The 12,874-nt window shown below is 65.2% G+C and carries 10 protein-coding genes; 6 read left to right on the forward strand and 4 right to left on the reverse strand.

Annotation, left to right across the window (positions count from 1 at the left end; all coding sequences use genetic code 11):
* Positions 1-21 precede the first annotated feature (21 nt).
* From DFR49_RS08775 to DFR49_RS08800, 6 genes are all read left to right on the forward strand, one after another.
* Positions 22-495 (forward strand): curli assembly protein CsgF, encoded by a 474-nt coding sequence (locus tag DFR49_RS08775; protein ID WP_119036319.1) that lies wholly within the window; start codon positions 22-24, stop codon positions 493-495.
* Entirely contained in the window at positions 492-1,700 is a 1,209-nt protein-coding gene (locus DFR49_RS08780) for a CsgG/HfaB family protein (RefSeq protein WP_119035409.1), read from the forward strand. Before DFR49_RS08775 ends, DFR49_RS08780 begins: the two co-directional genes overlap by 4 nt.
* 330 nt (positions 1,701-2,030) lie before the next feature.
* A complete protein-coding gene (locus DFR49_RS08785) occupies positions 2,031-3,446 on the forward strand; it encodes a hypothetical protein (protein ID WP_119035410.1) in 1,416 nt (471 codons plus the stop codon).
* Between the two features lie 63 nt (positions 3,447-3,509).
* Complete coding sequence (locus DFR49_RS08790) at positions 3,510-4,058, forward strand: hypothetical protein (RefSeq protein ID WP_119035411.1); 549 nt, start codon at positions 3,510-3,512, stop codon at positions 4,056-4,058.
* Positions 4,059-4,069: 11 nt separating this feature from the next.
* The gene (locus DFR49_RS08795; protein WP_147373672.1) at positions 4,070-4,591 is read left to right on the forward strand and encodes a hypothetical protein; all 522 of its coding nucleotides are present in this window, start codon (positions 4,070-4,072) and stop codon (positions 4,589-4,591) included.
* 85 nt (positions 4,592-4,676) lie between these two features.
* Positions 4,677-4,964 carry a hypothetical protein gene (locus DFR49_RS08800; RefSeq protein ID WP_147373673.1) on the forward strand — a complete coding sequence of 96 codons (288 nt, stop codon included), beginning with the start codon at positions 4,677-4,679 and terminating at the stop codon, positions 4,962-4,964.
* 33 nt (positions 4,965-4,997) lie between these two features.
* On the opposite strand, the gene acpA is transcribed toward DFR49_RS08800, so the two are convergent.
* The 4 genes from acpA to DFR49_RS08820 form a co-directional block, all read right to left on the reverse strand.
* Positions 4,998-6,653: an acid phosphatase gene (gene acpA / locus DFR49_RS08805; protein ID WP_119035414.1), complete on the reverse strand. Its 1,656-nt coding sequence runs from the start codon at positions 6,651-6,653 to the stop codon at positions 4,998-5,000.
* 60 nt (positions 6,654-6,713) lie between these two features.
* Positions 6,714-8,159 (reverse strand): alkaline phosphatase family protein, encoded by a 1,446-nt coding sequence (locus DFR49_RS08810; protein ID WP_119035415.1) that lies wholly within the window; start codon positions 8,157-8,159, stop codon positions 6,714-6,716.
* A 79-nt stretch (positions 8,160-8,238) separates the two neighbouring features.
* Complete coding sequence (locus DFR49_RS08815) at positions 8,239-9,831, reverse strand: amidohydrolase (protein WP_119035416.1); 1,593 nt, start codon at positions 9,829-9,831, stop codon at positions 8,239-8,241.
* Positions 9,832-9,899: 68 nt separating this feature from the next.
* The gene (locus tag DFR49_RS08820; RefSeq protein WP_170150983.1) at positions 9,900-12,770 is read right to left on the reverse strand and encodes a TonB-dependent receptor plug domain-containing protein; all 2,871 of its coding nucleotides are present in this window, start codon (positions 12,768-12,770) and stop codon (positions 9,900-9,902) included.
* Positions 12,771-12,874 lie beyond the last annotated feature (104 nt).

Genomic DNA, 12,874 nt, shown 5'->3' on the forward strand with positions numbered 1-12,874 from the left:
GCTGGCGGACAAGGAGGGCACATGCGCATCACGATCAAGACGATCGGCATCCCGGCGTTCATTGCGATCGCACTCGGTTTCGCCATCGCGGAGCCGGGCCACGGGCAGGATATCGTCTATCAGCCGATCAACCCCAGTTTCGGCGGCAACCCTTTCAATTCCGCGCATCTGCTCGGCGTCGCCTCGGCGCAGAACAAGTATAAGGATCCCAACGCGATCACCTCGCAGGATCCCGCGTCGCAATTCCTGCGCACGTTGCAGAGCCGATTGCTCTCGTCGCTCGCGACCCAGATCACCGACGTCATTTTCGGCGAGAACGCGCAGGACAGCGGCGTCATCCAATTCGGCGATCAGGTGATCTCGTTCGTCCGCGGGGTCGATTCGGTAACGCTGACGATCACCAACAACGCCGACGGATCGGTGACCGAGATCATCGTGCCGTTGTTGCAGGACAGCTCCGACGAGGGCGCGCTGCTCGCCGGTCTCGGGCAATGAGCGCCGCATCGGCCCGGCGCACCGCATTGGCGGTGCTGGGCGGCGCGCTCATGCTCGCCGGCTGCGCGGCGAACAACCCGTCGAGCTGGTCGCAGGCGCAGCCCACCAAGCGCACGCCGATGACGGTCAAGCTCGAGCAACTGCCCCTGCCGGGCGACCGGGTCGCGATCGCGGTCTATAATTTCACCGACCAGACCGGCCAGTTCAAGCCGACCGAAGGCGTGCAGACGCTGTCGCGCGCGGTGACGCAGGGCGCGACCTCGATCCTCGTCAAGGCGCTTCAGGAAGCGGGCAACCACGGCTGGTTCACGGTGATCGAGCGCGAGCGGCTGGACAACCTGCTGCGCGAGCGCGCGGTGATCCGCGAGATGCGCGCGGCCTATCTCGGCGAGAAGACGCTCAATCGCCAGGCGCTGCCCCCGCTGCTGTTTGCCGGCATCCTGCTTGAAGGCGGGATCATCGGCTATGACAGCAACACCAAATCGGGCGGGCTCGGCGCGCGCTTCCTGGGCATCGGCGGCAGCACGCAATATCGCGAAGATACCGTGACGGTCTATCTACGCGCCGTCAGCGTCAAGACCGGCGAAGTGCTGTCGACGATCAGCGTGCGCAAATCGATCGCATCGATCGGGCTCGACGCCAACACCTTCCGCTACGTCGCGTTCAAGGACCTGCTCGAACTCGAGGCGGGCGTCGCCTATAACGAGCCCGACGCGCTGGCGCTGCAACAGGCGATCGAGGCCGCGGTCTACGGATTGGTGATCGAGGGCGCGAGCACCGATCTGTGGTGCATCGCGACCACGCCCGAGGGCGGCGAGGCGCTGCTGCGATCCTATTACGCACAACGCGACAATATCGACGCCGCCGCGGTGCTGCTGCCGCGCCGTGCCGACGGCAGCACGATCACCGGCGCCTGCCCGCCGCGCGCGGCGCTGCAACCCGCGCCGCGCGTATCGCAGCGGCCAACGGGGCCGGCGCTTGCGGCCGGATCGCGCCTCCCGGCCCCGATTCTGTCATACGGTTCGAGTGCCGCGCCCGCGATGGGTGCGCCGCCAGCACGCGGGGCCACTCCATCCGCCACGCCCCGGCCGCAGCAGAACGCCGCGCCGAACATACCGGCGATGACGCGCGCGACCCCGCCCGGAGGCGCCGCCACACCACCCACAGCCACACCACGCGCCCCGGGCGCGTCAGGAGGAGGTTGATGGAGAGGATGAATCCGGCCCCGGCCGGGTTCGAAGAACAGGTCCATCGACACCCCGATTGGTATCTCGATGTCGATGGACCCGGAACGGTGAGGTTACGGGAACCTCGCCAGTCGTGAGCAGTGCTCACCGCCGGATGATGCTCCTTCTTCCGGCGGTGCGCAAGGTGCGGTGGCGCGCGTGCCTCCCCCGCATTTTGTGTCGCCGCACCTGAGCTTTCGACCCCCTTGCTCCCGTCGTCCGTCGCGAGGCCGGTCTCGGCGGACGCGTGATCTCCGGCAACTGCGGGGGCGATGTCCGTGCCCGCAAACGACAATAGGGAGAGTGACAATGAAGAAGATGCTCATGGGTGCGGCATCGGTGATCGCGCTGTCGATCGCCGTGCCGGCTTTCGCCCAATCGACCAGCACGGTGAACCAGTCGAACACCGGCAACGGCGCCGTCGTCGACCAGACCGGATCGCTTTCGGGCGGCGACTCGCTCATCAACCAGAGCGGTGCGAGCAACACCGCGAACGTGACGCAGGCCGACGACGGCTCGGGCGCCACGCCGCAGAACGTGTCCGACATCGAGCAGACCGGCAACAGCAACTCGGCGACGGTCAACCAGGACACGAGCACGTTCGCTGTCCAGTCGAACTCGTATATCGAGCAATCGGGCGACAGCAACACCGCTGCTGTCACCCAGGTCGATGACTGGCAATCGTCGAGCGTCGTCCAGTCGAGCGACGGCAACTCGGCGACGGTGAGCCAGGGTGACGCGACCGCGGCGCTGACCGACGACAGCTATGGCAACACGAGCACGATCAACCAGGCGGGCAGCGGCGGCCATGTCGCCGAGGTGACCCAGCCCGGGCTCGCCAACAACAGCTCGGTCGATCAGACGGGCGATGCCGGCGAGGCGTACGTGACGCAGAGCGGCGCGCTCAACGGCTCGACGGTGGCCCAATCGGGGACCAACGACGACGCCTATGTCACCCAGAGCGGCGACGGCAACTCGTCCGACGTCGTCCAGGATGGCGAAAACGTGCTCGCGACCGTCGATCAATCGGGCAATGGCAACACCAGCCTGGTCGATCAGACCTCGCCGGGCGGCATTCGTCCGATCGATTCGTCGGCCTATGTCAGCCAGGCGGGCGACAACAATTCGTCCGAGGTCTATCAGCGCGCCAATCAGGGCTATGCCGAAGTGTGGCAGAACGGCACCAACAGCACGTCGCTGGTGCTGAACTACGGCAACCGCTCGGTCGCCTATGTCCATCAATTGTCGGGCGACCAGAACGACGCCACGGTCACGCAGCGCGCCGAGGACAGCGATGCGCTGATCGAGCAGACCGGCGATCGCAACACCGCCAGCATCACCCAGCGTGAAGACAGCCCACCGACCGAGAATTTCTCGGCGCAGATCTGGCAATCGGGCGACGACGGCCAGTCGTCGATCGATCAGGACGGCGACAACCACTGGGCGCAGAACGCGCAGACGGGCAATTTCGACGTGTCGACGATCGTCCAGACCGGATCGGGCAGCTATGCCGGCGCCGGCCAGTATGGCGACAACGACACCTCGTCGATCACCCAGGCCGGCAGCGCGCAATATGCGCTGGTGCTCCAGTATGGCGACGGCAACAACTCGATGGTGGACCAGAGCGGCAACAACAACAGCGCGCTGGTTCAGCAGTTCACCGACGGCAACAGCTCGTTCGTGACGCAGTCGGGGTCGTTCAACTCGGCGACCGTCAGCCAGTAATCCTTGCGGATCCGGGGGCTTCCACCCTCGCCCCCGGATCCCTTTTTTGCGGAAGGCCGCGCCATGAAGCGCTTATGCTTTTTCACCGGGCTCGCTCTACCGGTCGCCGCCGCCACGGCCACATCGGCCTCGGCGCAATCGGTCGCGATCGACCAGACCGGCACCGCCAACGCCGCGACCATCGCCCAGGACGATCCCGACAAGAAATTGCTCGCATCGATGATGGGCGACGGCAACGATCTTCGCGTCCGTCAGACGGGCGCCGCCGCCGATCTGACCGCACTCAGCGACGGGGCGGGCAATGTGCTCGACGCGGTGCAGGCCGGTGATCCCGGCGGCGCCAATATCGCCATCGTCAGCCAGTCGGGCGTGGCCAACACCGCCACCGTTCAGCAGATCGCCGCGAGCGGCGCTGCCAACGAATTGACGCTGCTTCAGGACGGCAACGACAATAGCGCCTCGCTGTCGCAGCACGGCGCGGGCAATCACCTCGACGTGAGCCAGTTGGGCGACACCAACGACGCCGCGATCGCGCAAACGGGCTATGATCTCGGGCTTATCATCAACCAGAGCGGCGGCGCCGCGATCGCCGTCACCCAGACCGGGTTCTGACGATGCGGGCCGTGCGATCACCGCTGGCGGCGGCGACGGGCGCGGCCGCTCTGGCGGCGTGCGCGCCATCGGCGGCGCAGCAGCGGATCACGCCGCCGCCCGATGCCGGCCTTCAGACAAGTCAGGACCACGATATCGCGGTTCGGCAAATCCCGCAGGAAACCGGGTCGCCGTCACAGCGCAATCGTGTCGAGCAACTCGACCATGACGAGACCCCGCGCGCCGAGGTGTCTCAATTGCCCGGCGATGCCGAGATCCTTCCGAGCGCCCCGGCGCCTGAGGCCGGGCTGGAGCAGGTCACGCGCCGATCGCCGCAGGCGGACCTCTATGCCGAGGTCGCCGCCGTCTGGGAACTCATCCGCCGCCGCGGCCAGCAGCCGACGCCCGAACTGATCGCGCGCGAGATCGGGCCGGACCTGCTCGCGCGGTTCCTCAACACCTTTCCGGGGTCCGAAGGCATGTTCGGGGTCGATTCGGACGTGCTGCCGATCAAGCCCCCGCAAGACCCCGCGCCACCGAAGGCAGGCCGCTGAGATGCGGCCGGGACCAGCGCTCATCGGCGTTGCGGCGGCAGGTATCGCCGCGATCGCTTCGCACGCATCCGCACAGGAGAGACCCATGACAACATCGTCCAGGCCGGTCGCCATGAACGTCACCCGGCAAAACGGCATGGTGGTCGTCAGCGTCGTCGGCCGAAGCGCCATTCCGCGGGTCGTCCGTTTCGTGGTCGATGTCGACGGCCGCTCGACAACCCGAAACCTCGCCCGAAGCACGGTCGGCCCGGATTCGAAAACGCTATCGGTGGTGCGCTTCGCCGATCTGCCGCCCTGGCAGGTGACGCTCGACGTCGACGAACAAGGCAGCGATCACTACACGCTGCACGCATCGGACAAGGCGCTCGAGTGAGGATGCATTATTGAACGGCCGGTCGTCTACCGGTCAGCCCAAGGCGAGCGCGCCGGTGAGGTCGCCCGGTGGAGGGCCGCCGGCCGCGATCATCGCACGTTCGCGCTCGATCAGGCCGGGGAGCTTTTTCAGCCCGAACCGCCGCGTGATGAAGCGCGCGATCGAACCGGTGTCGTAGATCGTGTGATCGACCTCGCCGTGGCGCGCGTGCGGCGAGATGACGAGCGCCGGGATGCGCGTGCCCGGCCCCCAGCGATCGCCCTTGGGCGGCGCGACGTGATCCCACCAGCCGCCATTCTCGTCGAAGGTGACGACGACGAGCATCTTTTCCCATTGCGGGCTCTTTTGCAGCGCGTCGATCACCCCGGCGATATGGCGATCGCCGGCGTCGACGTCCGAATAGCCGGCGTGCATGTTGAGGTTGCCCTGCGGCTTGTAGAAGGTGACCGGCGGCAGCGTGCCCGCCTCGACATCGGCGAGGAATTTGTTGGTCCGTGCCGTCTCGCCCAGGCCGCCGTCGCGCAAGTGCCGCGCGCGCGCCGCGGTACCGGGAGCGAACTGGACGAAATAGTTGAGCGGCTGGTGGTGCGGCTGGAAATTGGGCCGCGAGGGAAATTGGGCGTCGTTGGCATGGCCCGCCAGCGCCGCGTCCCAGCCGCCGGCATACCATGCCCAGTCCACCCCGCGCTGCGACAGCATGTCGCCGATCGTCGCGTGATGCTGCGGCACCAGCGTCTTGGCATCGGACCAGTCGGCATAGCCCGGCCGGTTGGGGTCGAGATCGTAGGTCGGGGCATAAGGCGGCGTCATCGTGTTAACCGCCCAGAAATCGGGGGTGATCGAATTGGGCACCAGCCGCACCGGGCCATCGAGCGCGCTGGCCGGCGACCGATCGGTCTGCTTCGGGCGGATACCGTGCGGATCGTCGCCTTCGAGCGCGGTGATGCGGCCCCTGGCCGGGCTCTTGTCCGCGTTGGGATAGAAAGGCGGCCGCGCGGCGATCAGATATTGGTGATTGAGATACGAGCCGCCAAACGCGCCCATGAAGAAATTATCGCACAAGGTGAAGTCGCGCGCGATCTGCCACAGTCGCAGGTTGGCGGCATTGTCGCCATAATGCCCCATCACCAGCGCGCCGCTGTCTCCCCAGGCGACGAAGCCGTCGTTGCGCCCGCCGTTGATCTGCAACTGGTTGTTGTAGAACGCATGGATCAGATCGCGGGTGACGATGCCGTGCGGCAGCGGATCGCCCTCCGGCGTGCTGAGCGCGAACGGCGCGTTGGGAAGCGGTGCGATCCCATTCTCGTCGATCAAATATTCGCGATGCTCGACGACCTGCCGGTGCGGGACCAGCCCCTCCCAGATCGGCGGCAACCGCTCAAGCACGCTACCGTCGCGGTCGCGCTGGGTGTAGCGTTCCGGCGGCACTTTCGACAGCGGCTGCTCGACCCCGGGAAAATCGCCGAACAGATTGTTGAAGCTGCGGTTCTCCGCATAGATCACGACCACGGTGTCGATATGGGCGCGCAGGGCTGCATCATCGACGGTGCGCCGATCGCGCGCGCGCGTCGGCGCCGCACTCACGGTCGCGGGCGTCAGGGCCGCGCCGGCGGCGGCGGCAAGGCCACCGAGAAGCAGGCGGCGTTCCGGCGAAAGAGGATCGTCCGAGCCCGGCGGATTCTCGCTCATGTCGTCTTCCTCCTATCGTCGCGCAATATCTGCCCGCCTGCCCGCTTCCCGTTGAAACGTCTATCGAATTCGCTGGCGCTTGCCGTGTTCCTGCGCCGGAATCCGTTGCTTCGAATCTGGAATGGGGGGATCGGGCAGGATCGCCACATTATTCCGGGCGAGCGCCAGCATCTCGTCCGTCCCCGGCAGGACCGGCGGCCTGCCGGCAGCCTGATCGAAGCGGAAAACCGACGTGAGATCGCCGAAGGTCTTGCGGCGCCAGTCGCTGATATTGGGTTCGCGCACGCCGGTGATCCGTTCCAGAAATTGCAGGACCGAGGTGTGGTCGAACCGCTGGCTGGAGACCCAGCCGCCTGCCGTCCAGGGCGAGACGATGATGCAAGGCACGCGGAAGCCGGCGCCGATCGGCATGCCGTCGACAAATTCCCGCGACGTGCCCGCGGGGGGGACGGGCGGCGCGACATGATCGAACAGACCGTCGTTCTCGTCGTAATTGAGGATGAAGACAGTCTTGGCCCAGACATCCGGGTTGGCGGCGAGTTCGTTGAGCCGGCGCGCGATGAAATCGGCACCGGCGGCGGGCATGTAATCGGGATGCTCGCACCCCACGGCGGAGGGCATCAGCCACGAAACGGCGGGCAGGCGATCGTGACGCACGTCATGGGCGAACCGGTCCTCGTCGGCATCCGGCAACCCGCGCATCGCCAGTTGCGAACCGGCCGCGGCATTCCGGAACCGTGCGACATATTTGAATATGTTGTTGGGGCGTTTCCCCATGTCGCCATATTGATAGATGCGCCAGTCGATCCCGGCGTCCTGCAATCGTTCGGCGTAGGTTTTCCAGCGAAATCCGCCGGGCGGCATGATATTCTCGATTACGGGCCCGCCGCCCGCCGCCTCTGGATCGAGCATGCCGCTCATATGATAAAACCGGTTCGGCCAGGTCGGCCCCATCACCGAGCAATGATAGGCGTCGCAGATCGTGAACGCCTCAGCCAGCGCATAGTGGAACGGGATATCTTCGCGCTTGAAATAGCCCATCGTATAGGGGCCATTCATCCCATCGGCGGCGCGGTGCGCCGGCAGCCACCGATCCATCCTGCCGCCGTTCCACGCCTGATGCTGCACCGCCCAGGCATGGCTGGTGGAGGGCAGCTTCTGCGCGTTGGTGGCGAAGGTGTCGAGATGGAACGGCAGCAGATAGCCGTCGGGGTTTGCCGCGTCCGGCTGATGAAAGACGTTCCTGCCCGTCGAGAGCATCTGCGCTTCGGGATCGCCGAAGCCGCGCACGCCCGACAGCATGCCGAAATAATGGTCGAACGACCGGTTCTCCTGCATCAGCAGGACGACGTGCTTGATGTCCTTCAACGTGGCTGCACGGCGTGGCGCCTGCGCCATCAGCTTCTGCACATTGGGCGGCATCAATGTCGCCGCCGCCGCAACCGACGCAACCTGCGCCGCGTTCGTCAGCAACCGGCGGCGCGTGAATACGGGCGCGCTCGACATTGATGAACTCCCTACTTGTCCAGTCTTACGGTGCGATTCCCGCCGCGATCGGCGGCGAACCGCCGACGGCCTGAAGGTCCTATTTCGATGTCGCCGGCCCGGTGCCCAGTGTCGGCCATTTGACCCCAAGCTGCTCAAGATACGATCCATAACGCTGCGGATCGTAATAATGCTTGGCCAGCTCGGGCTTGTACCGCGCCATGAGTTCGGCGTTCAGCCATGTCGGCGGCGTATCGTCCTTCGCCAGCATGGGGACGTATTGCTGATCCTTCGTCTGCACCTCACGGAAATAGCGCTTCGCCTCCGCCAACAACTTTGGCTTGGTCAACAGGTCGACGACCGTCATCGCCATCACCTTGGCGCCCGCCTGCACGCCCTTGTGCGCGATCGGCGTCGTCATCGCGATGGCGTTCGCCCAATTGTGCCCCGGCAACCCCGGGATATTGGCCGGATAGCGGATGGTGATCGTCGGCACCGTCCAGCTCACATCGCCGATATCGTCCGATCCCGCCGACTTCGGTTCCTTGGGCGGCGGACCGAACGCCGCCAGTTTCGTCGGCAGGCCGGTTGTCACCGTCGCGCCGACATTTTCCTGCACCGCGCGCGCGAATGCCTGATCGTCGGCATCCCACTTGGGGAGGCCGACCGCGACGATATTGGCCTGGGCGGCCTCCGCCATCGGCCGATTGAAATTCTGCGTTGCCGCCGCGCCCAGGATGCGCCGGCTGACCGTGGTGCTCGTCATCTTGGCGGCGCCGTCGGCAATGGTGTCGGCGGTCGCCAGCATCTTTTCGATGGCGGCGAAATCCATCTCGCGCAGATAGAACCAGATCTTCGCCTCTGACGGCACCACGTTGGGCTGATCGCCACCGTCGCTGATGACATAATGCGAGCGTTGTTCGGGCCGCAGGTGCTCGCGGCGCATCTCCCATCCATTGGCCATCGCGATCGCGCCGTCGAGCGCCGACCGTCCCCGCCACGGCGCCGCCGCCGCATGCGCGCTCTCGCCTTCGAACGTATATTCGACGCTGACCATGCCGGTGCCGTTCGGCCGCCCCCAACTGGTGGCGAGCTGGCTGCTGACATGGCTGAAGATCGTCGCATCGACGTCCTTGAACACGCCGGCACGGACGAAACGGGCCTTGCCGCCCAGCAGTTCCTCGGCAACGCCGGGCCAGATCACCAGCGTGCCCGGCGTGCGCGTGCGGACCATCCAGTCCTTCACCGCCAGCGCCGCGACGATGTTCATCGCCTGCCCGCTATTGTGCCCCTCGCCATGCCCCGGCGCGCCCTCGACCATCGGTTGGCGCCACGGGATGCCGGGGGTCTGGCTTGCCTTAGGAATCCCATCGATGTCGCTGCCCAGCGCGATCACCGGGCCGTCGGCGCCGTTCGTCCACCGCGCGGTCCACCCCGTCGGCAGCCCTGCGATGTCGCGCTCGATCGTGAAGCCTTCCTTTTCGAGCAGGGCGGTCAGATACCGTTCGGTCTCATGTTCCTGGAAGCCGATTTCGGCAAAGCTGAACAGTTCGTCGTTGATGACCTGCGACAGCTTCGCGCGCGCCTCCACGCCGCGCACCACCTCGGCTTTCGCGCCGCTCGGCGGGGTTTGTGAGATAGCGGGGGAAGCAAGCGCCAGCACCCCCGCGACGGCGATGAGGGATCGGATCATGCCCCTGCTCTCCTTGTTGGAGAGGCAAGCGAGGGATGAAACCCCCGCTTGCCTCTCGTTCTACATGCTTAGAAATTCATGTTGATCGTCGTGAAGAAATACCGGCCGACGACGCCATAGATCGACGTATCACGGTAAATCCCCGGCAGATATTTCGGCATGGTATTCATGATATTGTTCACACCAAAACCGATACGATATTTATCGCCGATATCATATTGGATCGACAGGTCGTTATATACTTTCGCAGGGATATGCTGCTGCGGATAGGCCTCGTCCGAATCGGTGTTCAGTTCATAGGTCGCGGCGCTGATGAAGCGCGTGTTGAGCGTGACGTTGAGATCGTCGATCTTGTACCCTGCCAGCAGATTGCCCCGGAACCGGGGGTTTCCCCACGCGCCATCATAGACGATGTCCCCTTCCGGGATGCCCGGCGTGGTTTCGGTCACCTTGTCGAGCAGGTAGCTGCCCTTGAACGACAGGTTGAGCGCGCCGCCGCCCAGCGGCCGATGATAGGCCAGCCCGATATCGATGCCGCGCGCATAGAGGCGTGCGGCGTTGAGCTGGTTCGATTCGACCCGCGTCGCATAACCGGTGGCGGGATCGCGGGTAACGCGCGCGCAATAGGGATTGTCGATCGTCGGCGCGTCGACGCAAAGCCTGATGAGTGTGGCGTAGGAGAATTGGGTGATGACATTCTTGATGTCGATATCCCAATAATCGACCGTCACATCGAGGCCCGGCACGAAGCTCGGTTGCAGGATGACGCCTAGCGTCAGGCTGTTCGAGGTTTCCGGCTTGAGGTCGGGGTTGCCGCCGGTGACGACGACCGGCCCGATCCGGGGCGTCTCGAACGGGGTATCGATCCCCAGCGCCTTGCAGTTCGCCGCCCGCGTCGCGGAGGCGTAATACAATGCCAGCGAGCACGCATCGGTATAGGCGCCGGTGAGCGTTTCGACCTTCGCTTCGTAAAGCTCGCCGAAATTCGGCGTGCGAACGCTGCGCGAGCGAACGCCGCGGAAGCTGACCCCGTCGATGGGCGACCACATCGCGCCCGCCTTCCATGCATGGGTGGCGCCGACGGTGCTGTAATCCGAATAGCGGTACGCGCCTTCGACCTCGAGCCGCCGGGCGAACGGCAGATCGCTGAGAAGCGGAACGACCAGCTCGCCGTATGCCTCGCTCACGCTGAACGCTTCGTCGAGTTCGGGATGCTCGGACGGACCGGCGCCGTAGACCAGCTCACCGGCAAGCGCGAGCGGATCGTCCGTCGTCCGGAGCGTTTCCCTGCGGTGCTCGGCACCCACGGCGACCGAGACATCGCCATAAGGGAGAGCGAACAGCGGGCCGTTGATATTCGCCCCGTAAATCTGTTGCGTATTGACCCGCTTCTCGTGGCGATCGGCCATCGCCCACTTGATCTGCGCATCGGTCGCCGGCGCCGTACTGAAGATGTCGAACGGCACACAACCCTGCGCGCGCGCCGCCGCATCGCGGCAGATGGGATCGCCGGTGACGGGATCGGCGATGGCATCGCGCGCGGCGATCCAGTGCGACTTCCAGGGGGCGTTCGCTTCGGTGACGTTGTCGGTTACCCGGCCATATTGCCAGAAGGCTTCCCATTTGAACCTGGAGCCCAGCTTGCCGCCAAGCGACGAGCCGATGGTATAGCTTTCCCGGTTATGATCTTCTTCCCGCTCCGGGAAATTGCCGTAGGTCCGATCGATATACAGCGACGTCAGGTTGTTATCGAGCATCACCTGCCGGACGGAATCGGGCAGATAGGGGTTGTCCAGCATCGCGCTGGCGCCCCGCCCACCCGGCACCGGGCCTGAGAAATAGGTCGTACGGCTATCGTCGCGCCAATAATTGTACGTGCCGTCGTACTTCTGGCGCGCATAGGAAAAGTACGTGCCGAATTCGATTGCGTCGGTGACCTGGTAATCGAGCCGGCCCATCAGCGCCAACGACTTGAGGCCGCCCTGGAACTGGTCGCGATCGCTCAGGTTCCTGCCATCGCCGCCATCGCAGACGGCATATTGCCCGGGGCTGTATTCGATGTCGCACTTGGATTCGCGAACGTTGCCGCCCTCGACCATGTAGCGCTTGCCGCCGAGCCAGTAGGTCGGCACGTAATCATAATAGAGCTGCCGGGTGTGCGGCGAGTACACCCGATCGGGAATGCCGTCATCGATGCCCGTATTCTCAGGGTTTGCCCGGTACGTCGGCCAATCGCGCCAGTCGAAGCGATCGGTGTAGATCAGCGGATTGGATTGCGAATAGGCGCCGCCGATCGAGAAGGTGCCCCGGCCATCGGCAAACTTGCCGCCGGTGGCGGCCGAGACCAGATATTTCGCGGCGTCGCCCTGCTCCGAAATCCCGGCCAGCCCGGAAATGTGGAGCCCCTCGATATCGCGCTTGGTGATGACGTTGACCGCGCCGGTCACCGCATCCGCGCCGTAAATGGCAGCAGCACCGCCGGTGACTACCTCGATCCGATCGATCATGCTCACCGGGATCATGCCGATGTCGACCGCGGAGGAGCGGGCCGACCCCGACACGCGCCGCTGCCCGTCGATCAGCGTCAGGCTGCGATTGGTGCCGAGATCGCGCAGGTTGACCGCCGAGATACCGGCATCCCACCCCCTGACATCGCTGCTGAGGTTCTGGTTGGTGCCGAGCGCCGGATCGAGTTCGAGCGCCTCGATCGCGCTGATCCGCCCGAGGTCGATCGCCTGCTCCATGCTGGTGACGCTGACCGGCATCGGCGACTGGAGTTCGGGCCGGGCGATGCGCGAGCCGGTGACGACGATCCCCTCCCCTGCCTGCGATCCTTCATCACCGGCCGGCGACGAGGCCTGCTGGGCAACAGCGGGAACGGCGGCCGCCATCAATGTCACAGCCGATGTCGCGAGGAACAAACTTGCCTTCAATCTCATGATGACCTCCCAGTAACACATTGTGATTTTTGTATAATATTATGAACGAGCGACCACGAACAGCACCCCTGGCGGCGGCTATGCGCGCCTTCGGCCCCCTATCG

It is taken from the genome of Hephaestia caeni (assembly GCF_003550065.1).
In the GTDB taxonomy this organism is placed as follows: domain Bacteria; phylum Pseudomonadota; class Alphaproteobacteria; order Sphingomonadales; family Sphingomonadaceae; genus Sphingomonas; species Sphingomonas caeni_A.

What these genes read in the sequence shown, in the direction of transcription:
- DFR49_RS08775 (WP_119036319.1), top strand. Translation starts at nt 22, where the DNA reads ATGCGCATCACGATCAAGACGATCGGCATCCCGGCGTTCATTGCGATC.
- DFR49_RS08780 (WP_119035409.1), top strand. Translation starts at nt 492, where the DNA reads ATGAGCGCCGCATCGGCCCGGCGCACCGCATTGGCGGTGCTGGGCGGC.
- DFR49_RS08785 (WP_119035410.1), top strand. Translation starts at nt 2,031, where the DNA reads ATGAAGAAGATGCTCATGGGTGCGGCATCGGTGATCGCGCTGTCGATC.
- DFR49_RS08790 (WP_119035411.1), top strand. Translation starts at nt 3,510, where the DNA reads ATGAAGCGCTTATGCTTTTTCACCGGGCTCGCTCTACCGGTCGCCGCC.
- DFR49_RS08800 (WP_147373673.1), top strand. Translation starts at nt 4,677, where the DNA reads ATGACAACATCGTCCAGGCCGGTCGCCATGAACGTCACCCGGCAAAAC.
- acpA (WP_119035414.1), bottom strand. Translation starts at nt 6,653, where the DNA reads ATGAGCGAGAATCCGCCGGGCTCGGACGATCCTCTTTCGCCGGAACGC.
- DFR49_RS08810 (WP_119035415.1), bottom strand. Translation starts at nt 8,159, where the DNA reads ATGTCGAGCGCGCCCGTATTCACGCGCCGCCGGTTGCTGACGAACGCG.
- DFR49_RS08815 (WP_119035416.1), bottom strand. Translation starts at nt 9,831, where the DNA reads ATGATCCGATCCCTCATCGCCGTCGCGGGGGTGCTGGCGCTTGCTTCC.
- DFR49_RS08820 (WP_170150983.1), bottom strand. Translation starts at nt 12,770, where the DNA reads ATGAGATTGAAGGCAAGTTTGTTCCTCGCGACATCGGCTGTGACATTG.